We start from the raw sequence: 25,797 nt of genomic DNA on the forward strand, positions 1-25,797 counted from the left end.
GTCCTTCCAGAGCGGCGCAGGCTCAGTGGGTGTTCGAGAGGTCGGGCTTGCGGATGCCGCGGAACTCCCAGTCGCCACCCTTGGCGGTCGAGAGGACCTCCTCGCTCTCGGTCGGCTGCGCGCCGACGTCGCTGCGGATCGGGGTCGGGCCCTCGACGATGTGGTTGCGAAGGGTGCCGAGGCCCTCGACCTCGACCTCGACGACGTCGCCGGGGTAGACGGTGCGCGAGATCGCCGGGGTGCCGGACATCAGGATGTCGCCGGGCTGCAGCGTGATGGTGCGCGCGATGTCGGCGACGAGGTAGTGCATGTCCCACTTCATCTCGTTGGTGTTGCCGTCCTGGCGCACCTCACCGTTGACGATCGTGCGGATCCGCTTGTCGTGGAAGTCCCAGCCCTCGACGATGCCGGGGCCGACCGGGCACAGCGTGTCGGCGCCCTTGACCCGCAGCATCGAGCCGGAGTCGGTGTCGCGGAAGTCGTGCAGGCCGTAGTCGTTGCCGATGGAGTAGCCGCGGATGTAGTCGCCGGCCTCCTCGGGCGAGATGTTGCGCGCGGTCTTGCCGATGATGATCGCGATCTCGCCCTCGTAGTTGAGCCACTTGCAGCCCTGCGGGCGCACGACGGCCGACTCGTGCGCGTTGAGCGCGGAGACCGGCTTGTGGAAGTACGTCGGCGCGGGCGGCAGCTTGGTCATCATCTCCTCCACGCGCGAGGAGTAGTTGAGGTGGACGCAGACGATCTTGCTCGGCGTCACCGGCGGGAGGTGGGTGGCGTCGGCGATGGCGACGGTGCGGCCGTCGCCGGCGACGAGGGTCTCGCCGTCGCGGCGTACGTCGACGGCGTTGCCGTCGAGGAGGATCCGGCGGTACTCGGTGGTCATCTCAGGGTTCCTCTCGGTCGGCTCAGCCGGCTGCCGGTACGTCGGCACCGGCGCCGCCCATCTGGCGCACGTAGTCGGGGTCGGTGGGAGTGGTGCGGGCGGCGGGGAAGCCGCCCTCGGGACGGTCGAACCAGAGGTGGACCTGGCCGGTGCCGATGGAGTTCTCGTACTCGCCGTACTGGCGGCCGGGCGCGGTGCAGTCGCCCTCGCCGAGGGCGCCGATCATCATCAGGTAGTGCTGGAAGCGGGCCTCGGGCTTGAACCTGTAGAACTCGTCCATCGTGTCGAGCACGCGGGCGTGGTCGCCGTTCTTGAACCAGTCGATCCGCTCGGCGTCGGCGGCCGCGGCCTCCGGCGTGAAGAGGTGCTCGACGCCCGACGCCTCGTGGTCACGCAGCTGGCGCAGCCCCCAGAAGGTGTGGGACATGGCGCCGGACGCGATGAGCAGGACCTTGCGGTCGGACTCGGCGATGGCCGCGCCGAGGGCGCGACCCAGCCGCAGTGCGTCCTCGCCGTCGGCGGTCTGGCACACGCCGATCGAGATCCACTTCTTCTCGGGCAGGCCCTGGCCGAGGTACTCCCACACATTGGTGGTGGCGTAGAAGATCGGCAGGCTGTGGTCGTCGATCGCGGTGATCCACGTGGAGTTCTCGGCGGCCTTGCTCGCGATCAGGTGCGCGAGCTCGGGGTCGCCGGCGAAGTCGTAGTGGCGCCGCTCCATGCCACGGGGCAGCTCCTCGGAGGTGAACAGCCCGCTGCGGCGGTCCTGGGCGGTGACGACCCACTCGACGGTGGTCGCCCAGTGGGAATCGAGGACCACGACGGTGTCGTAGTCGAGGACGTCGAAGACCTCGCGGCGCAGCTGCTGCAGGCCGGAGACCAGCGTGGTGTCCTCGCCGTTGTTGAGCTCGCGCCGGATCTCCTCCGGCAGCACGATCGTGGGGACGTGCGCGATCAGTCCCGCGCCGACGACCTCACCCATCAGGAATCCCCTCCCTGGTCTCGTGACGGTTGCTGCGCAACCTCCTCGACCTCCGGAGTCGTCCAGCCGGTCGGCGAGAAGACGCTGTTCTTGATGTCGGTGTAGAAGTCGAACGACCAGATCCCGCCCTCGCGTCCGATGCCCGACTTGCCGTTGCCGCCGAACGGGGCGTTGAGGTCGCGCACGAAGAAGCAGTTGACCCAGACGGTGCCGGCGTCGAGGGCCGCGGAGACCCGCTCCGCGCGGTCACGGTCGCCGGTGACGATCGTCGCGGCGAGGCCGAAGGGGGTGTCGTTGGCCATCGTGACGGCCTCCTCCTCGGTCTCGAAGGTGCTGATCGTGACGACCGGCCCGAAGACCTCCTCGGTCATGATCTCGGAGTCCTTCTTCGCGCCGACCAGGATGGTCGGACGGAAGTAGAGGCCGCCGAGCTCGTCATTGGGACCGCCGCCGAGCAGCGGCTCGGCGCCGTCGGCGAGGGCCCGCTCGACGAAGCCGGAGATCTGCTCGAAGTGTCGGCGCGAGATCAGCGCGGACACGTCGGTGCCCTCGTCGCGGGGGTCGCCCTGGTTGAGCTTGGCGGCACCCTCGACGACCCGCCGGGTGAACTCCTCGGCCAGCGAGGAGTGGACGTACATCCGGGCGGCCTTGAGGCAGACCTGGCCGGCGTTGTCGAACTGCTCGACCGCGATCTCGACGGCGAGGTCGAGGTCGGCGTCCTCGAAGACGAGGAGGGGCGACTTGCCACCGAGCTCGTAGGACAGCGGCACGATGTTGGTCGCCGCGGCCTTGGCGATCACGCCGGCGGTGGGGACCGAGCCGGTGAACGCGAGCCGGTTGATGCCGGGGTGCGCGGTCAGCGGCGCGCCGGCCTCGGCGCCGGTGCCCTGGACCACGTTGAAGACGCCGGCGGGCACGCCGGCCTCGTGCAGGATGTCGGCCAGCAGGCTCGCGGTGAGCGGCGCCCACTCCGGCGGCTTGACCACGACGGTGTTGCCCGCGGCCAGCGCGGGGCCGATCCGCCAGGTGGCGAGCATCAGCGGCGCGTTCCAGGGCGTGATGATCGCGACGACGCCGGCGGGGTCGTAGGTGACCCGCTCGCGGTGGCCGCGGCCGGGGACCTCCATGTCGGGGTGGCCGAGCTCGTTCTCCGCGAAGTCCGCGAAGGCCCGGAAGTTCATGGCCACGCGCGGCATCACGCCGCGGCGGTGGCTGCGGATCAGCGAGCCGTTGTCGCGCGTCTCGACCCGGGACAGGTCCTCGACCCGGGCCTCGACGCCCTCGGCGACGCGGCGCAGGATCGCGCTGCGCTCTGCGACGGGCAGCGCCGCCCAGGCGGGGAAGGCCGCCCGCGCGGCGGCGACGGCGGCGTCGACCTCGGCCGACGTACCGGCTGCGACCTCGGCGATCGGCTGCTCGTCGATCGGCGAGATGTCGGTGAACGTGGAGGCGGAGGCAACCCGCTCGCCACCGATCCAGTGGCGGGTGTCGACCTGGACGCCGTCGACGTCGACCAGGAAGTCGGTGGTCTCGGTCATCGCGCTGCCTCCCAGGTGCCGTCGGAGTTCGTGGCCAGGGTCCTGCCGCCGTCCCAGACGACGCCGACCTGGCGGTAGTAGCCGCCGATGACCTCCTGCACCTCGAGGCGGTGCAGCTCCTCGGTCGGGGACTCGAACAGCTCGAGCTCGACGTCGCCGGAGTACGCCGGGCCGGCCTCGAAGGAGCTGGAGCCCGAGGCGATGAGCTCGGCGTACGCGTCCGGGGCGCCCTTGGCGATGCCCGGGTAGACGCGGTGGTGGGCCATCGGGTGGCCGTTGACGAAGCCGTTGGTGGGCGACTCGTCGGTGAGGGTCAGCACGGCCTGCGCGAGGCGGCGGTCGCCGGCGGCGAGGGTCGCACCGAAGACGCCGCCGGGGGCGACCTGTGGGGCGGCGTGGGCGAAGGGGTGCGGCCGGGTCTGCCACATCGAGCCGAGCTTCTTGGGATAGCCCTGGTGCATGCCGCGGGCGATCGCGAAGTCCTTGTCGACCCAGATGTAGACGCAGCGGGAGTAGGTCACGCCCTCGTAGGCGCAGCGGACGACGACGAACGCCTCCTTGTACTGCGAGCGCACTGGGTCGAGCAGCTCCTCGCGGGTGCCGGAGCAGGACTGCCAGTCGGCCCAGATCAGCGCGACGGCGCCCGGGTCCTCCGGGGCGAGCTCGAGCGGAGCCGGCAGCAGCTCGGCGACGCGGGCCGGGTCCGTGCGGTACTCCACCGTCAGCAGGTCGCCGGAGTAGTACCACGGCGGCGACGGGATCAGCGATGACTGGCCGGTCGCGGTGCGGGGGAAGAAGAACCCCTTCATGTCGTTCATCGGGCCTCAGCTCCGGTCGAGGATGTGCAGGTCGTTCGGATCCGTACGATAGCCACCCCGAAGACGAAAGACCACCCTTGCGCGGGAGATTTTCGGAGGATATTGTTCGGATCCAAACGATCTACCTGAACGGATGGAGATTCGCCGTGGACAAGCCGCCGTACGTCCCGCTGGACCAGGTCGACCTGGTCGACCTCGACCGCTTCGCCGGCCCCGAGGCCTGGGGCATGCTCGACACCCTCCGCGCGGAGGCCCCGGTGTTCTGGCAGCGCGAGACCGACGGTGGCCACGGCTTCTGGGCCGTCACCAAGCACGCCGACATCTGCGAGGTCGACAAGGACCCGGAGACGTTCACGTCGACCAACTTCGTGAACCTCGAGGAGGTCGAGCCCGAGCTGCAGGAGGCCCGCCGCTCCATCCTCGAGATGGACGGCCTGCGCCACCGCGCCCTGCGCAAGCTCATCTCGCGCGAGTTCAGCCGCCCCAACCTGATGCGCAACTACGAGGACCTGCTGCGCGACATCACCCGCGCCACCGTCGACGCGGCGCTGGCCAAGGGCGAGTTCGACTTCGTCGAGGACGTCAGCGCGGACTTCCCGATCCAGGTGCTGGCCCGGCTGCTCGACGTACCCCAGGAGAAGACCGGCCAGCTCATCGACTGGGGCAACGAGATCATCGGGTTCTCCGACCCCGAGCACGCCAAGATCCTGATCTCCGACGCGGAGAGCGAGCAGTACAAGCACCTGCCGTTCCGCTCCCCCGTCTCGCAGGAGGTCTTCGACTACGGCCGCGAGCTCGCCGCCGGGCGGCGCGGTGGAGAAGGGACCGACCTGGTCAGCCAGCTGGTCAACAAGATCCCCGAGGACGGCCAGGCCATGTCGGCCTCGGAGTACGACTCGTACTTCCTGCTCCTCGTCGTCGCCGGCAACGAGACCACCCGCCACACGATCACCCACTCGATGCTCGCCCTGATCGAGCACCCCGAGCAGCTCGCCAAGCTGCAGGCCGACCCGTCGCTCATCCCCGACGCCGTCGAGGAGTTCCTGCGCTGGGCCTCCCCCGTCTACCACTTCCGTCGTACCGCCACCCGCGACGTCGAGCTGGGCGGCCAGGAGATCAAGGAGGGCGACAAGGTCGTCATGTGGTTCGCCTCCGGCAACCGCGACGAGGACGTCTTCGAGAACCCCTACGACTTCGACGTCACCCGCAAGAACATCGACCACGTCACCTTCGGCAAGGGCAGCCCCCACCTGTGCATGGGCAACAACCTGGCCCGCATGGAGATCCGGCTGATGTTCGAGGAGCTGATCCCCCGGCTCGCCTCGATCGAGCTGAACGGCGATGTCCGCCGGGTGCGCAGCAACTTCGTCAACGGCATCAAGACGCTGCCGGTCAAGGTCACCACCAAGGACTGACGACCAGCTCCCCCGCTCCCTGCGAGACGGACCGAGGCCCCGCCGCCCCGACCGGGTGGCGGGGCCTCGGTGCCTCTCCGGCAGCGTGGGGCCGTGCGAGCGCAAGTAACACGCCGTCCACGCGACTACCCGTCGGTTTGTCAGCGAACCGGGCCCGCTCGAGCCGGATTCTGCTGAGAGGTGGCGAGCGGTCCGGCGAACAACGTATTACACGGGATCGGCGCGGATCGGATGAAGCCGGCTGATCCGATCGACGCCGGTGAGGTCCGCCGGCCGTGGGGCCAGCGCCCCACGCCCGTCCTCACTTGTAACTAAGTGTTACGTCGTGAATTGCCCCACCACAGCGCCCGGGTAGTAGCCACAGCACCGAGGTAGTTGCCTGCGCACAAGGGCACGGCCGAACCGAGCGGACCAGCGGGACGCCGGCGCGACTACCCGGGCGCTCTGGCCACTACCCGGGCGCTGTCGCACCGAAATGCGCGACGTAACACTTAGTTACAAGGGGCCTCAGCCCTCGTCAGCCACCAACCGCCGCAGGATCTTGCGCACCTGCAGGGCGGCCAGGTCGGCGGCGACGTTGACGTCCTCGCCGTACCCGTCGCGGTCGATGACCTGCTGCATCGTCTCGAGGATCTCGCGCACCTTGAGGTAGTACGACTCGAAGATCGGCCGCAGCATCTCGGAGGCCTCGGCCCCGGGTGCGAAGTTGCGGCTCACCCGCCACAGGTGGCGGGTGTGGCGCTCGTCGACGGGGGTGACGGCGTGGGTGAACCGGAAGGTCTGGGTGCCGCCCTCCTCGGCCGGCAGCAGCACGTCCCAGCGGTCGGCCCACAGGCCGGGGGCGAGGAAGGCGCCCTCCTCGCGCTGCGGGTACGACGCCGTGGTGGACGCGCCGGAGATCTTGGCCTGCCACTCGGGCAGGGGCGCGGCGGGCCAGTCGCGGTGGAAGTGGACGGTGGTCTCGGTGAGCTCCACCTCGAGGGCGGGGGCGACGCCGGTCAGCGCGGGCGGCGAGATGACCGGGTCGACGACGGCGACGTGGGTGATGTCGGCGAAGTTGTCGTGCAGCAGGCCGACGCCGGCCGCGGTCTCCCACGCGCCGCCGAAGCTCTCCCACGCGGCATCGGTGAGCCACGGCGTGGAGACCGGCGAGCGCAGCGAGGCCAGGGAGGGCTCGCCGAGCCAGACCCAGACGAGGTCGCCCTCCTCGACGACCGGGTACGACGGCACCCGGGCGCCGTAGGGCACCTGGGCCTGGGAGGGGACCCGGACGCAGGCGCCGGTGCGGTCGTAGGCGAAGCCGGAGTAGCCGGACACGATCGTGTCGCCGTCGACGTGGCCGAGGCTGAGCGGGTAGGGGCGATGGGCGTCGCGGTCGCCGAGGGCGACGACGCTGCCGTCGGACACCCGGAACAGGACGACGGGCGTGTCGAGCGCGCGGGTCCCGAAGGGCGCCTCGCCGACCTCGCCGGACGCGGCGAGGGCGTACCAGGCGTTGCGCGGGTAACCGGTGCTGCGGTCTCTCATCTCAGGCTCCCGTCAGAGGTCGAGCGTCAGGCTCTCGCCGCGGCAGCGGGAGACGCAGATCATCATGAACTCGTTGGACTCCTTCTCCTCCTCGTTGAGGATGGAGTCGCGGTGCTCGACGTCGCCCTCGACCACCTCGGTCTCGCAGGTGCCGCAGACGCCCTCGAGGCAGGAGCCGACGACGCTGACACCGGCCTCGCGGCAGACCTCGAAGATCGACTTGTCGGCGGGCACCTCGAGGGTGAGACCGGAGCGCTGGAGGACCAGCTCGAAGGCCGAGTCCTGCTCGTCGGCGGCGGGTGCCTTGGCCGAGAAGCGCTCCAGGTGGAGGCTGCCGGCCGGCCAGGAGGCGGCGCACCGCTCCTCGACCGCGTCGAGCAGTCCGGTCGGGCCGCAGGTGTAGACCAGCGTGCCCGGCGCCGGCGCCCCGAGCAGCGCGTCGAGGTCGGGGAAGCCCGCCTCGTCCTGCGGGAGGAGGGTCACCTTGTCGCCGTACGCCGCCAGCTCGTCGAGGAACGCCATCGACGAGCGTGACCGGCCGCCGTAGACCAGGCGCCAGTCGGCGCCGGAGGCCTCGGCCTCGGCGATCATCGGCAGCATCGGCGTGATCCCGATGCCGCCGGCGATGAACAGGTAGCGCGGGGAGGCGACCATCGGGAAGTGGTTGCGCGGGCCGCGCACCCGGACGGTGGCGCCCTCGTGCAGCTCGGCGTGCACGGCCTTGGAGCCGCCCCGGCTGTCGGGGGCGCGGAGCACCCCGACCCGGTAGGAGCGGGTGTCGGCGGGGCTGCCGCACAGGGAGTACTGGCGGACCAGGTCCTCCCCCAGCACCAGGTCGATGTGGGCCCCGGGCGTCCACGGCGGCAGTGCCGTGCCGTCCTCGGCGGCCAGCGTCAGCGTCACCACGTCGGTCGCGGCCTCGACGGCGGCGACCACCGTCAGGTCCGCCTCGAACTCCCGCACGATCGGTTGCGTCGTCACGAGCTTCTCTCCCCTCTCGCCGCCCACCTCACAGGTGGTAGGCGTACTCCCGGAACTCCCAGTCGGTCACCCACTGGCTGAACCGCTCCAGCTCGTTGCGCTTGTAGGCCACGAAGGTCTCGACGAACGCCGGGCCGAGGATGTCGGCCAGGTCCTTGTCCTCCTCGAGGGCGTCGATCGCGGTGGCGAGGTCGGACGGCAGCCGGTCGGCCTTGGTCGGGTCGTAGCCGTAGCCCTCCAGCTTGGCCGGCGGCGTCAGCTTGTCGCGGATGCCGAGGTACGCCGCCGCGAGCAGGCTGGCGATGGCGAGGTAGGGGTTCGCGGAGGCGTCGCCGAGACGTAGCTCCATCCGCGAGGCGCGACCGCGCTCGGGCGGGATGCGGACCATGGCACTGCGGTTGTCGAGCCCCCAGTCGACCAGCCACGGCGCGAGCGTGTCGGGCCCGAACCGCTTGTAGGAGTTGACCGTCGGGTTGTGCAGCGCGGCCAGCGCCGGGGCGTGGGCGAGCACGCCGGCGATCGCCGCACGGCCGATCTCCGACAGCCCGTCGTCGCCGTCCGGGTCGTCGAAGAGCGGCTTGCCCTCGGCGTCGGTGGTGCTGAAGTGGATGTGGAAGCCGGAGCCGCCCTCGTCGTTGAACGGCTTGGCCATGAAGGTCGCCATCTTGCCGCGGCGCCGCGAGATCTCCTGCACGGCGGTCTTGAACCGGAAGGCCCGGTCGGCGGCGTCGAGCGCGTCGGAGTGCCACAGGTTGATCTCGAACTGGCCGCCCGAGAACTCGTGGTTGGCCGCCACCACGTCGAGCCCGTACGCCGACAGCTCGCGCAGCGAGGAGAGCAGGGTGTTCTCCGGGTCGCCCTTGAGGCCGGCCACGTAGACGTTGCCGGTGGCGTCGCCGTACCGGCGCCAGCCGTTGGGCTTGGTCTCGTCCTCCTCGAGGACGTAGAACTCGAGCTCCGGGCCGACCACGGGGTTCATGCCCAGCTCGGCGAACCGGTCGATGACCCGCTTGAGCACCTGGCGCGGGCTCTCCTCGGACGAGGAGCCGTCCGGGTTGTAGACGTCGCCGATGACGTGGGCGACGCCCGGCTCCCACGGCACCGCACGCGCCGTGGCGAGGTCGGGGACCACGACGATGTCGGGCAGCCCCGCAGACAGGCCGCCGGCGATGTCGATGACATCGCCCATCGGCGAGGTGGCGTAGACCGAGCGGCAGAAGGCGACCCCGTCGCCGACGGTCCGGTCGAACCGGTTGGCCAGGACGTCCCGGCCACGCTCGGTGCCGATCAGGTCGCTGTAGCCGATGCGGACGACGTCGATCCCGTCCTCTGCGAACTGCTGGGCAGCCACGCGCAGGGCGTTCTCGTCGATGTGCTCCACGGTCAGTCTCCGTTCGTCTCTCTCATCAGGTCCATCATCGGCCGGGGGCGGCGTCGGTGGCGAGGTGGTCGTCGAAGCGCTCCAGGTCGCTCGACAGGGCGTCGTAGACCGACGACCGGGAGTTGCGCAGGTAGAGGGCGTAGCCGATGCCGCCGACGAGCGCCGCGACCAGCAGCCACGGCAGCGAGTTCACCGCCTTGGAGTCGGATCCGGCGACGATCTCGAAGTGCTTGAAGGCGAGCGCGACGGCGAAGCACAGGCCGAGGAAGCCGAGCCCGGGCGCGATCAGGGTGGAGCCGATCCGCGGGTCGTTCTTGCGGCGGAAGTGGACCACGATCGACAGCGCGGCGAGCGCCTGCAGGACCAGGATGGCCAGGGTGCCGAAGCCGAGCATGCTCGGGACGACGGTCAGGATCGGGTCGGCGCCGGCGATCGCGAAGATCACCGCGACGGTGACCGCGAAGGCGGCCTGCACCGTGCTGGCGACGTACGGCGCACCGCTGGGCCCGGTCTTCGAGAGCACCTGCGGCAGGATCCGCGCCCGGCCCAGCGAGAAGATGTAGCGGCTCGAGGAGTTGTGGAAGGCGAGCATCGCGGCGAAGAGGCTGACCAGCAGCAGCCAGTTCATGACGTCGGTCAGGAAGCCGCCGATGTAGGTGTCGGCGAGGCTGAACACCAGGTCGCCGGTCGGCAGGTGCGCGATCGCGGTGTCCTGCGCCTGCGCGACGCCGGTGGCGCTGACGACGGCCCAGGTGGTGACGCCGAGGATGACGCCGATGAGGGTGATCGCGACGTAGGTCGCCCGCGGGACCGTGGTGAGCGGGTTCTTCGCCTCCTCGCTGAACAGCGAGGTCGCCTCGAAGCCGAGGAAGCCGGTGGCGGCGAGCAGCAGGCCGATCGAGAGCGAGCCGGAGGTGATCGAGTCGAAGGAGAACGCCGAGAAGGAGTAGCCGTCCTTGAACAGCACGGCGACGTCGAAGACGATCAGGATCGAGGTCTCCAGGACCAGCGAGACGCCGAGGATCTTCGAGCTGAAGTCGACGCCGCGCAGCGCCATCAGGTAGCAGACCGCGATCGAGGCCAGGCCCCAGAAGAGCCAGGGCATGTCGAGGCCGGTCTTGTCGGCGATCACGATCTTCATGAAGAAGCCGCTGGTGCCGATGGTGCCGACGACGAAGAAGTTGTAGCCGAGCATCGCGATGAAGCCGGCGGCGAGGCCGGCCGGACGGCCGAGGCCCTTGACGACGAAGGCGTAGAAGCCGCCCGCGTTGACCAGCTCGCTCGACATCTTGCCGTAGCCGATCGCGAAGAGCAGCAGGACGACGGCGACGGCGAGGAACGCGAACGGCGTACCCCCTCCGTTGCCCAGGGCGATCGCCAGGGAGGCGACCACCACCATGCCGGTCAGCGGCGCGACCGCTGCCAGGACCAGGAAGACGATCGCCCCGACGCCGAGCGCATTCCTGCGGAGTGTGGTGTTGACGGTGTCCGACATCGGGACTCCTTCGCTGTACGCGCGGCCGGGGCCGGCGGTGCCCGGCAACCCTTTCGCCGGATCGTTCGGATCCGTACGATAGCCGCAATGTGACCCACGGCACCAGACCCCCGGAGGAGGTTTTCCGAAGAATGTTTGCCCCCAAACGATCTCGGCAGACCGAGGTCATGGCTACGCTGACCCGCATGCCGGACCGCCACACGCTCGAGGAGACCGAGCGCGCGATGAAGGACCACGTGGGCGCACTCCCCCTGGACTTCGCCGCCGCGAACGCCCTGTCGAACCTGTTCCGCGCCGCCAACGCGGTGCGCAGCGAGCTGACCAACCGGGTGCTGCGCCAGCACGACATGACCTGGACCGGGTTCGTCGTGCTGTGGGTGGTCTGGATCTGGGACGGCATGGAGACCCGTCACGTGGCCGAGTCGGCCGACATCTCCAAGGCCACCCTGACCGGCGTCGTGAAGACGCTCGAGGCGCGCGGCCTGATCGCGCGCGAGGGCGACGACAACGACCGTCGCCTGGTCCGGCTCCGGCTGACCCCCGAGGGGATCAGCCTGATGGAGCAGCTCTACCCCGAGTTCAACGCGGTCGAGTCGGAGATCATCAGCCAGCTCTCGGACCGCAAGGTCACCACCTTCACCAAGACCCTGCGCGAGGTCGTCAACGCGGTCGAGGGCCAGGACGCGGACTAGGGCCGCCCCTGGACCAGCGCCCGGTCCCGCGCCGCGTCGACCAGCGCACGGAACAGCCCGGCCTGGGCCGGGTCGGTGGCCGCGGTGTCCTCGGGGTGCCACTGGATGCCGAGGTACCAGCCCTGGGCGCCGGCCAGCTCCACGGCCTCGATGACGCCGTCGGCGGACTCGGCGACGGCCCGCAGGCCCGCGCCGGGACGTCCGATGCCCTGGTGGTGGTAGCAGGAGATGCTCGGCGAGGTCCCGACGATGCCCGCGAGCAGCGAGTCGGGCTCCACGGCGATCTCGTGGACGACGTGGCGGTGCGTGCGCTCCCCCAGGTCCTGGATCAGGTCGCCTCCCAGCGCCACGTTGACGACCTGGTTGCCGCGGCAGATCGCCAACAGCGGCAGGCCGGTGCCGAGGGCGTGGCGGGCGACGGCGAGGTCGAAGGCGTCCTGCTCCTCGTCGACGTCGTACTCCGTCGAGTGCGCCTCCTGGCCCGCCCACCGCGCGGCCAGGTCGCCCCCGCCGGGCAGCAGCACGCCGTCGGCGTACCAGAGGCGGGCGGCGACCTCGGCGTCGTCGACCTGCGCGCCCGGGGCGACCGGGTGCACCACGAGCGGCTCGCCGCCGGCGGCGTACACCGCCTCGGCGAGAGCGCGGGCCGTCACGTCGGCGCGGTAGCGCAGCGCCGACGCGGACTCGGAGAACCGCGCCGGGACGGCGATCAGCGGGCGGCGGCTCATGGCGCGACCAGGGCGGGCAGGTGGTCCTCGACGAAGCGCGTGTCGCGCTCCCAGGCGGCGGCGAGCTCGATGACGCCCGCGTCGTCGTGGTTGCGGCCGATGACCTGCAGGCCGATCGGCAGCCCGGAGGAGCCGAAGCCGGCCGGCATGGCCAGCGTCGGGGCGCCGAGGAGCGTGCCGATGGCGGTGACCTCCATCCAGCGGTGGTAGCTGGACATCGGGACCCCGTTGACCTCGGCCGGCCACTCGAGGTCGGCGTCGAAGGGCATCACCTGGGCGGTCGGGAGCAGCACGTAGTCGTACTTCTCGAACAGCACCCGGAAGGCGTTGTAGAGCCCGGTGCGCTTGACCGAGGCGTTCCAGACGTCGAGGCCGGTGAGCGCGGGGTTGCCGTCGGCGCCGCTGAGCAGGCCGTCGATCTCGTAGACCGCCTCGGGCTTGAGGTAGGGCCGCCAGGCGGGGTTGTCGTAGACGGGCTTGTTCAGGCCGCCGCTGATCCAGTGCCGGAACACCAGCCAGGTCGGCCACAGGTCGGCGTTGCCGGCGAAGCCGGGGCCGGCCGGGAGGCCGTCGAGCTCGTCGACGGTGGCACCCAGCGAGCGCATCCGCTCGACCGCGGCGCCGGTCACCTCGAGCACCTCGGGCTCCATCGGCAGGTAGCCGCCGAGGTCGCCGAGCCAGGCGATCCTCGCGCCGCGCAGGGACGAGCGGCGCACCTTCGCCAGCGGCTCGGGGTCCTGCTCGATGGCGAGCGGCGCCCGGACGTCGTACCCGGACATCGTGGCGAGCAGCAGCGCGAGGTCGCGGGCGTCCCGGGCGATCGGGCCCTCGGTGCCGCCCTGCTGGACGAACTGCTCGTTGCCCGCACCCGGCACGCGTCCGTACGACGGACGCAGGCCGAGCACGTTGTTCCATCCCGGCGGGTTGCGCAGCGAGCCGAAGAAGTCGCTGCCGTCGGCGACCGGGAGCATCCGCAGCGCGACGGCGACGGCCGCGCCGCCGCTGGAGCCGCCGGCGGAGCGGGTCTGGTCGTAGGCGTTGAGCGTCGTACCGAACACCTTGTTGTAGGTGTGCGAGCCGAGACCGAACTCGGGGGTGTTGGTCTTGCCGATGAAGATCGCGCCCGCGGCGCGGACCCGCTCGACGAAGAGCGAGTCGGCGGCGGCCGGCGGCGCGGCGGGGACGCCGGGCCGGCCGAAGAAGCCGGCCGAGGTCGGCAGGCCCTTGACGTTGGCGAGGTCCTTCACGGCCTGGGGGAAGCCGTGCATCCAGCCCTGGTAGGTGCCCTCGGCGAGCAGAGCGTCCTTCGCGGCCGCCTCGGCGAGCAGCTCGGCGCGGGGGCGCAGCGCGACGATCGCGTTGACGGACGGGTTCACCGCGGCGATGTGGTCGAGGTAGGCGGTCATCACCTCGACGCAGGTGACCTTGCGGCGCCGGATCGCTGAGGAGAGCTCGGCGGCTGACCACCACACGATGCGGCTCAGGTCGGAGGGTCGCTTCACAGCAGGCCACGCTACGTCGGGCACGGCTTCGGCAGGCCCACCTGTCGAGGCGAGGGCGCCGAGCGCGACGCCGGCGGCGGTGGCGCCCGTCACGACGGTGCGGCGGGAGACGTTGGCCATGGAGAGTTCGTCCTTTCGACCCTTCACCAGAGATCGTTTTGGTACGAACGATCTTTGTTCGGGTCCGAACGTAAGGTGGCGACCATCACCTCCGCAAGCCCCTTCCCGCCTGTCGGACCACTCACCCGGGACCCTTGCCAGCCCTCCCCGGGATCTCTACCGTGAGGACCCGAACCAACCTGTCCGTCACCGTGGGGGGAGCATGGACGCACCCACCGGGGCGAGCGCCCCGCACCCCGTCTCGGACCGCCTGATCGACCTCCTCGGCGACCTGGCCGCCCTGGCCACGCCCGACGAGGCGACCACCGCCGCGCCCCGCCTGCTCGAGCGGCTCGCCGGCGACCTCGGCGCCGCCGCCTGCCAGCTCGACACGGCTCTCACCGACGCCGACGACCCGCAGGCGCCCTCCTTCCAGACCGTCGCGAGCGTGGGCTACTCCCCCGAGGTCTCCCAGCACCTGTGCGCCGACCTGGCGACGTCGCCGCACGGACGACGCGTGCTCGCCGCGACCGGCGGGCTGCGCATCGACGAGGACGACCCCTACGACTTCCGCCGCTCCGCGCACTACCTCGACGTGCTCCACCCGGCGGGCTACGACGACGGCATCTCCCTCGCGCTGCGCGACTCCAGCACGCACCTGGTCGGGATGCTGCACCTGTCCGCCCGCAGCACCCGCGACTTCGCGCCCGAGCTCACCGGCGCGCTGCCGCCGCTCGGCCGCGCCTTCGCCCGGCTGACCACGGTCGCGACCTGCTCGACCCCCGACGTGACGCTGCCCCGGGAGTACGCCGTGGTCCGGCTCGACGCCGCCGGCCGGGCCACGCCCGTGGTCGGCCGCGCGCCGCTGCACGCCGCGCTCGACGACGAGCTGCTCGGCATCGTCCGATCGATCCTGGGCAGCGGCACCCGCTTCGCGACCTTCCTGCACCAGCAGGCGGGCCGGCTGATCGAGGTCCGGGTGCACTGCCCGTCGGGCCGGGCCGCGATGCGCCAGCCCTGCACCGTCGCCACCCGCCCCGCCGCGTCCACCCTCGGGCTGACCCTGCGCCAGCTCGAGGTGCTCACCGCCGTCGCGACCGGCGCCGGCAACCGCGAGATCGCCGACGAGCTGTGCCTGACCCAGCGCACCGTCGCCGCCCACGTCGAGGCCATCCTGGCCCGGCTGGGCAGCCCGTCGCGCGCGGGTGCGGCCGCCAAGGCGACCGCGGCCGGCGTGCTGCTCCCGTCGGCCGACCCGGCGTCGGTCCGATCGCTGGCGCGGGTGCTGCAGCAGCCGATCGCCTGACGGACGCCCCAAGACTGGCATTTCTGCCAATGACCCACGTCACACCGCGGTCCCACGATTGCGGGACCGCGCCGGAACCACCGGCGCCGTATCCCCGGGAGGCGCGATGGCGACCGGCTACCTGTACCACGAGCTCTTCGGCTGGCACGACACCGGAACCAACGTGGGGCTCTTCCCCGCCGACCACCGCGCCGGCATCCAGCCGTTCCAGCACTTCGAGAACGCCGAGACCAAGCGCCGCATCCACGAGCTGGTCGTCGTCTCCGGCACGATCGACCACCTCACCCGGCTCGAGCCGCGCAAGGCCACCGACGAGGAGATCCTCGCGGTCCACACCGAGGAGCACCTCGCCCGGATCAAGGCCGGGAGCGAGCAGCCCAAGGGGGGCGACTCGGGTGACGGGCTGAGCCCGTTCGGGCCGGGCGGCATCGAGATCGGGCGGCTCGCCGCCGGCGGCATGATCGAGGCGACCACGGCGGTCGTCGAGGGCCGGGTCGACAACGCGTACGCGCTGATCCGGCCGCCGGGACACCACGCGGAGCCCGCCACCGGCATGGGCTTCTGCATGTTCGGCAACCTCGCGATCGCGGCCCGGGCGGTACGTCGTACCCACGGCGTGGAGCGGATCGCGATCCTCGACTGGGACGTCCACCACGGCAACGGCACCCAGAAGACGTTCTGGGAGGACCCGAACACGCTGACCATCTCGCTGCACCAGGACCGGGTGTTCCCGCCGGACTCCGGCTTCGTCACCGAGCGCGGCGAGGGCGCGGGCTTCGGGTACGCCGTCAACGTGCCGCTCCCGCCGGGCACCGGCACCGGCGGCTACCTCTCCGCCTTCGACCGGGTCGTGGCACCGGCGGTCGACCGGTTCCGGCCGGACCTGATCCTGGTCGCGAGCGGCTTCGACGCCAACGCGACCGACCCGCTCTCGCGGCAGGCGCTGACCAGCAGCAGCTATCGCGCGATGACCGAGCGACTGCTCGACCTCGCGGCAACGCACTGCGAGGGGCGGCTCGCGATGAGTCACGAGGGCGGCTACAACCCGGTCTACGTCCCGTTCTGCGGCCTGGCGGTGATCGAGGCGCTCGCCGGCGTGACCGAGCCGCTCACCGACCCCTACGAGCCGATCTTCGGCGGCATGGCCGGGCTCGAGCTGCAGCCGCACCAGACCGCCGTCATCGACCAGGTCGTGCCCCTCCTCGACGACATCCACGCCGGCGTCCGCGCCGGTTCGTGACCCCTCCACCCGATCGGAGCACCACCATGAACGCAGTCGTGAAGAAGTCCGTCGACCGTCGCAGCTTCCTCGCCTGGACCGGCGGCATCGGGGCCGCGGTCCTCGCCTCCGCGTGCAGCGCACCGTCCAGCACCAAGGCCTCCGGCGACAAGGTCGCGAAGTCCAGCAAGGACGTCGACACCGTCGCCTGGGACTACCCGTTCACCTTCCTGCCCGTCTACGCCGGCGTCGCCAGGTTCGCCAAGGAGCGGGCCAAGGAGAAGGGCGTCTCGCTCGAGCAGACCAACGACAACGGCAAGCCGGACGTCCAGGCGTCCAACCTGGACACGCTGATCGCCAAGAAGGTGCCGGCGATCGTGTCCTTCCCGATGGTCTTCGAGGCCCTCGAGACCCAGGCCGCCAAGGCGCTGTCGGCGGGCATCATCTGGGTGACCTACGGCGGCACCCTGAAGAACCAGAGCGCCTCGATCACCTTCAGCTTCGAGGAGGGCGGTCGCAAGCTCGGCGAGGACGCGGCGGCCTGGGCCAACCAGGCCCTCGGCGGCAAGGGCAAGGTGGCCTTCCTCGTCGACGACACCATCCAGCTCGGCATCGAGCGCACCAAGGGCATGATCGACGCCTTCACCAAGGCTGCGCCGGACATGGAGGTCGTCGGCCGCGAGCAGGCGATCGACCCCGACACCGCGCTGACCAAGACCAAGGCGATCCTCGCCAAGCACCCCGACGTCAACGTCATCCTCGGCATCACCGACGGTGCGGCCTTCGGCGGCTACAAGGCACTCGTCGAGTCGGGGCGCTCGGAGACCGACGCGAAGACCTACGTCGGCGGCCAGGACGGCGACCTGGGCTCGCTCGAGCTGATCAAGAAGGGCACCTTCTACCGGGCCTCGGCCGCGCTGCAGCTGCGCGACATCGGCAACGCGGTCATCGACGTACCGCTGGCGGTGGCTGACGGCAAGAGCGACGCCGAGGCCAGCACCGACGTACCGATCACGCTGGTCAAGCAGGGCGACGCGCTGCTCGACGAGATCATCGCGCAGTACGGCTGAGCGGGACGGGACAGGTAGTCGGTCATGACACTGCGGGTCACCGGGCTCCGGAAGTCCTTCGGCGGCGTGCACGCGCTGCAGGGCGTGGACCTCACCATCGAGGCCGGTGAGGTCCACGCGCTGCTCGGCCACAACGGCGCGGGCAAGTCCACCCTGATCAAGGCGCTGGGCGGGGCCTTCCACCCCGACGGCGGCACCATCGAGGTGGGCGGTCGCAGCCATGCGGGGCTCACCCCGCGGCAGTCGATCGACGCCGGCATCGCGATCATCTTCCAGCACCTCAGCCTGGTCGACTCGCTCTCGGTCGTCGACAACATCTTCCTCGGCCAGGAGCACCGGCGCCTCGGCCTCGTCGACCGCAGCAGCCAGCGGGAGGCGGCGCGCCGCCTGCTCGACCGGCTCGGGGCGACGTCGTCGGTCGACAGCCGGGTCGGCGACCTGCCGATGGGCCAGAAGCAGCTGGTCGAGATCGCCAAGGCGCTCTCGCGCGACCCGGTCGTTCTCGTCCTCGACGAGCCGACCGCTGCCCTGTCCTCGCACGAGATCGGCGCCCTGGAGCGCACGGTCCGCTCGCTGCAGGAGCAGGGCCTGGCGATCTGCTACGTCACCCACCTGCTCGGCGAGGTCGAGCGGCTGGCCGACCGGATGACGGTGCTGCGCGAGGGGAAGGTGCACGTCGCGACGTCGCTGGAGGGCAAGACCCGCCGCGACATCATCGAGGCGATCGCCGAGCCGCCCGCGGACCTGCCGCCGGCCGGCCCCGTGCACGACGCCGATCCCCCGCAGCTGCGGGTCAGCGGCCTCACCGGCCCGGGCATCGGCCCGGTCGACCTCGAGGTCCGGCCCGGCGAGATCGTCGGTCTCTACGGGCTGATCGGCTCCGGTCGCACCCGCACGCTGGAGATGATCTTCGGCCGGCGGGCCCGGCAGGGCTCGATCACCGTCGGCGGCCGGGAGGTACGACGGGCGACGCCCCGCGCCGCCCTCGCCGCCGGCCTGGCGCTGGTGCCCGGCGACCGCGGTCGGCAGGGCCTGTTCGCCTCGCTGAGCGCGCTCGACAACGCGCTGCTCCCGGCGCAGGGGGTGCTGTCCACCTTCGGGCTGCGCCGGCGACGGGCCGAGGCCGAGGCCTTCGAGCGGCTCGCCGCGTCGCTGGCCGTGCACCCCGCGACCCCGAACGCGCCGGCCCGCGCCTTCTCCGGCGGCAACCAGCAGAAGCTGCTGCTCGGCCGCTGGATCAACGGCATCCTGCCCACCACCGTGCTGCTGCTCGACGAGCCGACCCAGGGCGTCGACGTCCGGGCCCGCCACGAGATCTACAAGGTGGTGCGCACGATCGCCTCGGAGCGTCGTACGGCGGTCGTCTTCGCCTCCACCGACCCCGAGGAGATCGTCGCCCTCGCCGACCGCGCGCTGGTCATGCAGGACGGCCGGGTCATCGGCGAGCTGGCCGGCGACACCCTCGACGAGGACGCCCTGCTGCACGCGGTCCACCAGGCCGACACCGAGATCCAGACCGACCTCCAGGAGCACCTGTCATGAACGCCTCCCTCAACCTGCGCCAGCTCGCGCGCTACCCGCTGATCCCGGTCATCGTCGCGATGGCGATCGGCTTCGAGCTCGCGACCGGCAGCTTCGTCGGCAGCCAGAACCTGCTCGGGATCGCCACCGACAGCGCGACCCTCGCGATCGTCGCGGTGCCCTCGGCGCTGCTGGTCATCAGCGGCTACCTCGACCTGTCGGTCGGCTCGACCTACGCGCTCGGCGCGGTCGCCGCCGGCTGGCTCGCCTCCGAGCACGGCGGCAGCCTGCTCACCTGCGTGCTGCTCTCGCTGCTCGCCGGGCTGGCGGTCGGCGCGGTCAACGGGTTCCTGTGCTGCGTGGTCGGGCTCTCGCCGTTCATCGTCACCCTCGGCACGCTCACCGCCGTCCGCGGCCTCGCCCAGCAGTTCGCGCCGCTGCCGCTGACCAGCTTCGGCGACTCGTTCGCGTGGCTCGGCGGGGCGAAGGTCGCCGGGCTGCCGTCGCCGGTCGTGATCGCGCTGGTCGTGGTGCTCGTCGCCGGGGCGATCCTGGCGCTGACCCCGGTCGGGCGGCACATCTACGCGATCGGCGTCTCCCGCGAGGCGGCGTACCTCTCCGGCGTGCGGGTCCGCACCGTCCCCTTCGCCCTCTTCCTCGCCACCGGCGCCAGCGCCGCGCTGGCCGGCGCGATCAAGGCCTCGGTGCTCGGCGCCGTGCAGTCGGGTACGGCGGGCAGCGGCTTCGAGCTCGCCGTGCTGACCGCGGTCCTGGTCGGCGGCGTCGCCCTCACCGGGGGCTCGGGCACGCTGTTCGGCGTGGTGCTCGGCGTGGCCTTCCTCGGCATCCTGCAGAACGGGCTGACCCTGGTCGGCGTGCCGACCTTCTGGCAGCAGGTCGCCCAGGGTCTCGCGCTCGTCGTCGCGGCCGGCCTGGCCTACCTCGCGCCGCGGCTCGAGGCGTTGGCCGCGGTGCGGCCCACCGCTCCACGCCGGCCGCTCGCCGAGGCCGCGACCACCTGACCCTCTTCCACGAAGCGAAGTCTGTTTTAGAATCTTCGCGTGGACCTCGAGACCGGTGCCGTCGCGATCGGCGTACTCGCCGACCCGACCCGGCGCGCCCTCTACGAATACGTCGCCGGGCAGCCCGACGCCGTCGGACGCGACGCGACCGCCGCGGCCCTCGACATCCCCAAGCACACGGTGAGCTTCCATCTCGACCGGCTGGCCGAGGAGGGCCTGCTCGACGTGGAGTTCCGCCGGCTCAGCGGGCGCAGCGGGCCGGGGGCCGGACGGCCGAGCAAGCTCTACCGGCGCGCGACCCGCGAGTTCGCGGTCACCCTCCCGCCCCGGCGCTACGACCTGGTCGGCGACATCCTCGCCGCGGCGGTCGCCCGGGCCGGCGCGGGCGAGGACCTCGACGCGGCGCTCGCCGCGTCCGCGCACGCCGAGGGGCGGTCCGTGGCGGGCGAGGCCTCCGGCGTGGCCGCTCATCCAGGGCTGTCCGACCTCGCCGCGGTGCTCTCCGGCCAGGGCTACGAGCCCTCCGTCTCACCCGAAGCGGTGTGCCTGGCGAACTGCCCCTTCGACGCGCTCGCCCAGAAGCACACCGCCCTCGTCTGCGGCCTCAACCGGTCCTTCGTCCAGGGCGTCGCCGACGGGCTCGGCTGCACCGGTGTCACCGCCCACCTCGAGCCCGACCCCGGGCACTGCTGCGTGACCGTGCGGACCGATGGACAAGCACCCGGCAGCGGAGAATGATCGCGGCATGGCCATGTTCGAGGTGGCGGACGCCTACATCAGCTTCATGGGGAGGTTCTCCACTCCCCTCGCGCCGCTGTTCGCCGACGTCGGCCTCGCCGGCGTCGGCGCGTCCGCGGCCGTTCTCGACGTCGGGTGCGGTCCGGGGATGCTGACCGCCGAGCTCGTACGACGACAGGGCGCCGCCCGGGTCGCCGCCGTCGACCCGGTCGCCACCTTCGTGGCCGCCGCCGCTGCCGCCCACCCGGATGCCGACGTACGCCGGGCGTCGGCGGAGGACCTCCCCTTCCCCGACGAGTCCTTCGACGCCACCCTCGCCCAGCTCGTCGTGCACTTCATGTCGGACGCTCCTGCCGGCCTTGCCGAGATGCGGCGCGTGACCCGCCCCGGCGGCCGGGTCAGCGCCTGCGTGTGGGACCACGGCGGCGGCACCGGCCCCCTGTCGGCATTCTGGCGCGCCGTCCTCGCCGTCGACCCCACCGTCACCGACGAGGCAGCGCTCCCTGGATCCAACGCCGGCGACCTGGCCGCGCTGATGGTCGCCGCGGGCCTGCGCGAGGTCACCGAGGTGCCACTGACCGTCACCGTCCCGTTCGCCACCTTCGACGAGTGGTGGGAGCCCTACACCTTCGGGGTCGGGACTGCCGGGGTCGCGTTCGACGCACTTTCTCCCGAGCAGCAGGAACGGGTGGTCGACCTCCTCCGCACCGAGCTCGGCGACGGGCCGTTCACGATGTCGGCGACGGCGTGGGCAGGGTCCGGTGTCCGCTGACGGCTCCGATCCCGCACGGGCCGCGCTCGACCGCTGGATCCTGTCCGGTGGCCACTGGGAGGTGGTCAGCGAGCGGGACGGCCTGGCCACGGTCGCGCTGATGACGTGTGACGGCGGGCAGGAGATGGAGCGGGTCGTCGTACCGGTGACGGGGTTGCCGCACGGCTGAGGTCCGTCGTCAGTCCTCGTCGATGAGCAGCTCTCCGTCGGCGTCGCGGTGCTCGGTCGGAGAAACGTCCGAGTTCCCGGCGTGCCGGACGTGCCAGAGCAAGAAGACCTCCACCGCGCCAGCGTAGGCACCCGGGACTACGCCGGTCCCTCAGCTCCCGGATGTCAGGCCGCTCGTGGTTGTGCTGGTCGGTAGACGATCCCTGCCTTGCGGTGGTCGTCCAGCGTGCGCCGGGGTGGTGGGGTCCAGACGGGGTGTCCGGTGTCGTGGTCGATGTGGACCGCCCAGGGCGTCTGGTGGATGAGGACGTGGTGGTGGCGACACAGCATCACGAGGTTGTCGAGGCTGGTGGGGCCACCGTCGGCCCAGTGGACGACGTGGTGGGCATCGCACGCCAGCGGCATCCGGGTGCAGCCGGGGAACGCGCAGTGCCGGTCCCGGATGAGCAGTGCCGTCCAGATCGCCGCGGTGACCAGACGTTGGGCGCGGCCGACGTCGAGCACTTGGCCGTGCGCGCCGAGGACGCCGGGGATGATCTCGGCGTCACAGGCCATCCGGCGTACGGCGGTCGCGGAGAACCGGGCCCCGGTCGGGGTCTGCCCGTTGCGGGCAAGACCGGCGTCAATGACCTTCTGCTCGAGTGAGTCTTGGTCGATGAGCACCACCACGCGGGGCTTGGCACCGTGGTCACGCGGTAGCTGGTCGTCGGTCGCGGCGAGCCGGTCACACACGTCGACCAGGGCGTCCCACAACCGGGCACCGGCCTCCCTCGGGTCGCGACCGTCGTGCCCACAGCCCGGGGTCAGGCAGGGCGCCGCGGTGGCGACACCGTCCTCGTCGAACATCGCCTGGCCGGGTCGGCGGTTCACGCCGCCACACGCACCGGGCTCGGTGGTGACGGGCGCTGCGAGGGGGTGGAGGGTGGCCTTGATCCTCTCGGCGTCCTCCGCCGTGCCGTAGCCCTTGACCCTGACCCCGCCGTGGCCGTCCTCGGCGAACGAGAGATGCCGGGCGTGGTGGGCGCCGCGTTCGGCCTTGGCCTTCTCCTTCTCACTGTTCACGACCGTGGCGTCGGGGTCGAGGTCGCGCACCACGTCACCGAACGCGGTCTGCAGATCACTGGCGTCGTGGCCATGGGTGTCGACCAGGTCGAGCATCCGTGCGGCGACAGTGGTGCGGAACTCGTGCACCCGGGGCAGGGTGTGGACCTTGGCCGCGATCGCCCGAGCCTGGGGTAACGTCACCCGTCCGGTCTCGAGGGCCGCTTGGACCTCGGGGAGATCACGCAGCTGCTCGACGGTCCGGACCAGCCCACCACCGGTGCCCTTGTGACCACCGGTCAGGTGGGTCAGGAAGTCCTTGACCGACGCCCACCCCAACGGATGTAGCGCGTCGGTCGCTTCGAGCCGGTCGATCCCCCGCAACAGGGCGGCGTCCAGGAACGACCGTGCCGCGACGATCGACTCCATCACCGCCACCGCCTCCGGGCCCGTCACACTGTCCCAGTTCCAACCGGCCAGCTCCGCGGCACGCTCGACCACAGCAGTGGCCTGGTCGAGCGTCCCGGGAGAAGACATGCGCTCATTCTACTCGAACATGTGTTCGAACACAAGGATGCCCGAGCCGTCTCCTTGTGATGTCTCAAGACATCGCGTGGAATCCTTGGGACGTGCCCTTCCCGGCGGCGGTCGATCCAGAGATGGTTGGCAAGTACCCGGCCCGTGCTCATGCGGGCGGCGGCTACGTGTGGGACGAAGTTCTGGAGTACCGCGTCTGGTGCTATCTGGGCCGGGGCACCGAAGACGTCGCCGACGAAGACGACTACTTCTACGCGTTCGGCACCTACGAGGAGGCGAAGGCAGCATCCGCGAGGTTGGTCGGAGCCAAAGAGCCGCTGGCCCTAGTGCGACAAGTTGAGTACATCGACGAAACTGAAGCCGGGGACTACCGGCACGTCAGGCAGGAGCGGGTCACCGAATGGCCGGTCGAGTTCTTGTCCCGACCGAACCGCGACGATCGCACCATCCCAGAGTTCCTCGCCGTCGATGCGCCGCCCAACCGACTCGCCATCTTGCGTGGCGAGGCACCTCCCCCCACGGCATAGCCCGACCCCGCCGATAGGCGTTGAGCGAAACGCGGCATGATCGGGCGCTCCGCCCCGACAGCAGCATTAGCTTTCATCGCTGCGGGATCAGATCGGGCGCGCGTTGTTCGCGAGAAAGGCGAACCCGTCCTGATCGGCCGCCTCGAAGTCGAAGTCGACGCGGTCGCCGGGCTTCAAGGTCTTGAAGCCCGGCACATCAACGGCGCTGAAGTGAGCCCAGCATCCCCCCGGCGTCTCGGGCGAATCAAAGACGCCCCAGCCCTCCTCGTCATGCCACAGGCGAACTGTTCCCTGGACTCTCATAGCGTGAGCCTAGGCGACCGGTGTACGCGCGTCCCATGACCAGAACTAGCCCCGATATCGGCAGATCCGGTCACCCAACCGGCCACCTCGTCACGAAGCCGCGCCTCCCTCGATCTCCTCCTCCACCGGGTCCGGCAACGTCCACCGGTCCCCACGCCGCGGGTGGATGAACCCGAAGTAGTAGGCGACCCCGACCGCGACCGTCACGAGCCCGATGACCAGCTGGGACGGCGCGTCCCGGCCGACCTCGACGCAGACGTAGACCATCCCCGCGACGAGCAGCACGGGCGGGAGCGGCCACAGGGGCATCCGGTAGCCGCGCGAGGAGGCCGCGCCGGGCCGCCGCAGCCGCAGGGCACACGCGCCGACGACGAGGTAGACCAGGGCGACCGAGGCGCCGGTGGCGGTGATCAGCCACGACAGCGGGATGAACACGGCGGTCAGGGTGGAGAGGGCGCCGACGAGGAAGGTGGCGTTGACGGGCGAGCGGAAGCGGGGGTGGATCCGGCCGAGGACGTCGTCGACGGGGCCGGGCCAGGAGCGGTCGCGGGCCGAGGCGTAGACGAGTCGGGCGATCTGGATGATCACGGCGATGACCGCGTTCACGATGGCGAGCGCGATGCCGACGCTGACGGCGGTGTTGAGGGCCGAGCCACCGCGCTCGAGCAGGAAGTAGTTCATCGGGGCGTCGCTGCCGAGCAGCGCCTCCATGCTGGGGGCGCCGATCACAACGGCGGCGAGAGGGATGATCTCGACCAGCGCGGTCACGACCAGCGAGACCAGGATGACGCGGCCGATGGTGCGGTTGGCGTCCTTGGTCTCCTCGACGTAGTAGACCGCGGCGCCGTACCCGTTGAACGCGAAGAGCGCGACCGGCAGCAGCGCGATGATCGCGGCGACGCCGACGGTCTGGAGACCGTGGTCGCCCGCGGTCTGCGCGGAGAGGAAGGCGCCCGGGCCGCGCTCGGGGTGGAGGAAGCCGAGGACGGTGAGTACGACGAGCGCGAGCAGCTCGGTCGCGAGGAAGACGCCGGTCACCCAGGCGTTGGTGCGGATGTCGAGAGCGGCGACGACCGTGGTCGCGACGATCACGACCGCGCCGACCCAGACCCCGTCGAGCGCCGACCAGGCGGCGCTCAGGTAGTCGCCGGTGCCGAGCGCGATCACGGCGATGATCAGGATCCCGTTGACCATCGTGAGCATGAAGGTGCCGAACCCCAGGGGACGGCCGAGCAGGCGGGCGGCCCAGGTGTACTCGCCGCCGGTGACCGGGTACGTCGCGGACAGCTCGGCGTAGCAGATGCCGACGAGCACCGCGGCCAGCGCCGCGAGCCCGAGCGTGAGCACCGAGGCGCCGCCCACGCCCAGCAGGATCGCCGGGACGATGATGAAGACGCTGGAGGCCGGCGTCACCGACGACAGCGTGATGAGGATGTTCTCGCGCATCGACAGCGATCGCGCGAGCTCCTGCTCGTAGCGGCCGGCGGAGACGGCCTGGTGCAGCTCGGACATGGCACCCCTTTTCTTTGACG

24 protein-coding genes are annotated in these 25,797 nt (G+C 71.2%); 11 read left to right on the forward strand and 13 right to left on the reverse strand.

The window, feature by feature from the left end:
* Positions 1-22: 22 nt before the first annotated feature.
* From QI633_RS19910 to QI633_RS19925, 4 genes are read right to left on the reverse strand one after another with little or no spacing between them, the layout of a single operon-like run.
* Positions 23-883, reverse strand: a complete 861-nt coding sequence (locus tag QI633_RS19910; RefSeq protein ID WP_141797779.1) for a fumarylacetoacetate hydrolase family protein — start codon at positions 881-883, stop codon at positions 23-25.
* A gap of 22 nt (positions 884-905) precedes the next feature.
* Positions 906-1,865 carry a catechol 1,2-dioxygenase gene (locus QI633_RS19915; RefSeq protein ID WP_282426830.1) on the reverse strand — a complete coding sequence of 320 codons (960 nt, stop codon included), beginning with the start codon at positions 1,863-1,865 and terminating at the stop codon, positions 906-908.
* Positions 1,865-3,403 (reverse strand): aldehyde dehydrogenase, encoded by a 1,539-nt coding sequence (locus tag QI633_RS19920; RefSeq protein ID WP_282426831.1) that lies wholly within the window; start codon positions 3,401-3,403, stop codon positions 1,865-1,867. Before QI633_RS19920 ends, QI633_RS19915 begins: the two co-directional genes overlap by 1 nt.
* The gene (locus QI633_RS19925) at positions 3,400-4,221 is read right to left on the reverse strand and encodes an acetoacetate decarboxylase family protein (RefSeq protein ID WP_141797776.1); all 822 of its coding nucleotides are present in this window, start codon (positions 4,219-4,221) and stop codon (positions 3,400-3,402) included. The genes QI633_RS19920 and QI633_RS19925 overlap by 4 nt, the downstream gene beginning before the upstream one ends.
* A gap of 146 nt (positions 4,222-4,367) precedes the next feature.
* On the opposite strand from QI633_RS19925, the gene QI633_RS19930 reads away from it, so the two are divergent.
* Positions 4,368-5,636: a cytochrome P450 gene (locus tag QI633_RS19930; protein WP_260805830.1), complete on the forward strand. Its 1,269-nt coding sequence runs from the start codon at positions 4,368-4,370 to the stop codon at positions 5,634-5,636.
* Between the two features lie 507 nt (positions 5,637-6,143).
* On the opposite strand, the gene QI633_RS19935 is transcribed toward QI633_RS19930, so the two are convergent.
* From QI633_RS19935 to QI633_RS19950, 4 genes are read right to left on the reverse strand one after another with little or no spacing between them, the layout of a single operon-like run.
* A complete protein-coding gene (locus QI633_RS19935) occupies positions 6,144-7,163 on the reverse strand; it encodes an aromatic ring-hydroxylating dioxygenase subunit alpha (protein ID WP_282426832.1) in 1,020 nt (339 codons plus the stop codon).
* A 12-nt stretch (positions 7,164-7,175) separates the two neighbouring features.
* The gene (locus tag QI633_RS19940) at positions 7,176-8,144 is read right to left on the reverse strand and encodes a PDR/VanB family oxidoreductase (RefSeq protein ID WP_222117774.1); all 969 of its coding nucleotides are present in this window, start codon (positions 8,142-8,144) and stop codon (positions 7,176-7,178) included.
* Between the two features lie 28 nt (positions 8,145-8,172).
* A complete protein-coding gene (locus QI633_RS19945; RefSeq protein WP_141797773.1) occupies positions 8,173-9,525 on the reverse strand; it encodes a glutamine synthetase family protein in 1,353 nt (450 codons plus the stop codon).
* 34 nt (positions 9,526-9,559) lie between these two features.
* Complete coding sequence (locus QI633_RS19950) at positions 9,560-11,020, reverse strand: APC family permease (RefSeq protein ID WP_282426833.1); 1,461 nt, start codon at positions 11,018-11,020, stop codon at positions 9,560-9,562.
* A 185-nt stretch (positions 11,021-11,205) separates the two neighbouring features.
* On the opposite strand from QI633_RS19950, the gene QI633_RS19955 reads away from it, so the two are divergent.
* Positions 11,206-11,712 (forward strand): MarR family transcriptional regulator, encoded by a 507-nt coding sequence (locus tag QI633_RS19955; RefSeq protein ID WP_141797771.1) that lies wholly within the window; start codon positions 11,206-11,208, stop codon positions 11,710-11,712.
* Here QI633_RS19955 and QI633_RS19960 read toward each other — a convergent pair.
* A complete protein-coding gene (locus tag QI633_RS19960) occupies positions 11,709-12,440 on the reverse strand; it encodes a gamma-glutamyl-gamma-aminobutyrate hydrolase family protein (RefSeq protein WP_141797770.1) in 732 nt (243 codons plus the stop codon). The two genes, QI633_RS19955 and QI633_RS19960, sit on opposite strands and share 4 nt — an antisense overlap.
* Positions 12,437-14,062: an amidase gene (locus QI633_RS19965; protein ID WP_282426834.1), complete on the reverse strand. Its 1,626-nt coding sequence runs from the start codon at positions 14,060-14,062 to the stop codon at positions 12,437-12,439. The genes QI633_RS19960 and QI633_RS19965 overlap by 4 nt, the downstream gene beginning before the upstream one ends.
* Before the next feature lie 202 nt (positions 14,063-14,264).
* Here QI633_RS19965 and QI633_RS19970 point away from each other — a divergent pair, with 202 nt between their 5' ends.
* The 8 genes from QI633_RS19970 to QI633_RS20005 all read left to right on the forward strand — a co-directional run bounded on the left by QI633_RS19970 (position 14,265) and on the right by QI633_RS20005 (position 21,858).
* Positions 14,265-15,347 carry a LuxR C-terminal-related transcriptional regulator gene (locus QI633_RS19970; protein ID WP_282426835.1) on the forward strand — a complete coding sequence of 361 codons (1,083 nt, stop codon included), beginning with the start codon at positions 14,265-14,267 and terminating at the stop codon, positions 15,345-15,347.
* A gap of 106 nt (positions 15,348-15,453) precedes the next feature.
* The gene (locus tag QI633_RS19975) at positions 15,454-16,587 is read left to right on the forward strand and encodes a class II histone deacetylase (RefSeq protein ID WP_282426836.1); all 1,134 of its coding nucleotides are present in this window, start codon (positions 15,454-15,456) and stop codon (positions 16,585-16,587) included.
* Between the two features lie 26 nt (positions 16,588-16,613).
* A complete protein-coding gene (locus tag QI633_RS19980; protein WP_141797766.1) occupies positions 16,614-17,636 on the forward strand; it encodes a sugar ABC transporter substrate-binding protein in 1,023 nt (340 codons plus the stop codon).
* A 24-nt stretch (positions 17,637-17,660) separates the two neighbouring features.
* Positions 17,661-19,178 carry a sugar ABC transporter ATP-binding protein gene (locus QI633_RS19985; protein ID WP_282426837.1) on the forward strand — a complete coding sequence of 506 codons (1,518 nt, stop codon included), beginning with the start codon at positions 17,661-17,663 and terminating at the stop codon, positions 19,176-19,178.
* Positions 19,175-20,179 carry an ABC transporter permease gene (locus QI633_RS19990; protein WP_141797764.1) on the forward strand — a complete coding sequence of 335 codons (1,005 nt, stop codon included), beginning with the start codon at positions 19,175-19,177 and terminating at the stop codon, positions 20,177-20,179. The genes QI633_RS19985 and QI633_RS19990 overlap by 4 nt, the downstream gene beginning before the upstream one ends.
* A 39-nt stretch (positions 20,180-20,218) precedes the next feature.
* Positions 20,219-20,917 carry a helix-turn-helix domain-containing protein gene (locus QI633_RS19995; protein WP_141797763.1) on the forward strand — a complete coding sequence of 233 codons (699 nt, stop codon included), beginning with the start codon at positions 20,219-20,221 and terminating at the stop codon, positions 20,915-20,917.
* Between the two features lie 7 nt (positions 20,918-20,924).
* Positions 20,925-21,689 (forward strand): class I SAM-dependent methyltransferase, encoded by a 765-nt coding sequence (locus QI633_RS20000; RefSeq protein WP_282426838.1) that lies wholly within the window; start codon positions 20,925-20,927, stop codon positions 21,687-21,689.
* The gene (locus QI633_RS20005) at positions 21,679-21,858 is read left to right on the forward strand and encodes a hypothetical protein (RefSeq protein WP_282426839.1); all 180 of its coding nucleotides are present in this window, start codon (positions 21,679-21,681) and stop codon (positions 21,856-21,858) included. Before QI633_RS20000 ends, QI633_RS20005 begins: the two co-directional genes overlap by 11 nt.
* Before the next feature lie 164 nt (positions 21,859-22,022).
* Here the strand turns inward: QI633_RS20005 and QI633_RS20010 are convergent, their stop codons facing one another.
* A complete protein-coding gene (locus tag QI633_RS20010; protein ID WP_282426840.1) occupies positions 22,023-23,435 on the reverse strand; it encodes an HNH endonuclease signature motif containing protein in 1,413 nt (470 codons plus the stop codon).
* Between the two features lie 92 nt (positions 23,436-23,527).
* Between QI633_RS20010 and QI633_RS20015 the strand changes: the two genes are divergently transcribed.
* Entirely contained in the window at positions 23,528-23,962 is a 435-nt protein-coding gene (locus QI633_RS20015) for a hypothetical protein (protein WP_282426841.1), read from the forward strand.
* 87 nt (positions 23,963-24,049) lie between these two features.
* On the opposite strand, the gene QI633_RS20020 is transcribed toward QI633_RS20015, so the two are convergent.
* Both QI633_RS20020 and QI633_RS20025 read right to left on the reverse strand, forming a co-directional pair.
* Positions 24,050-24,265, reverse strand: coding sequence for a cold shock domain-containing protein (locus QI633_RS20020; protein ID WP_141797758.1), 216 nt, complete (start codon positions 24,263-24,265; stop codon positions 24,050-24,052).
* Positions 24,266-24,355: 90 nt separating this feature from the next.
* Entirely contained in the window at positions 24,356-25,777 is a 1,422-nt protein-coding gene (locus tag QI633_RS20025) for an APC family permease (protein ID WP_282426842.1), read from the reverse strand.
* Positions 25,778-25,797 lie beyond the last annotated feature (20 nt).

The sequence above is a fragment of the Nocardioides sp. QY071 genome, assembly GCF_029961765.1.
Taxonomy (GTDB): Bacteria; Actinomycetota; Actinomycetes; order Propionibacteriales; family Nocardioidaceae; genus Nocardioides.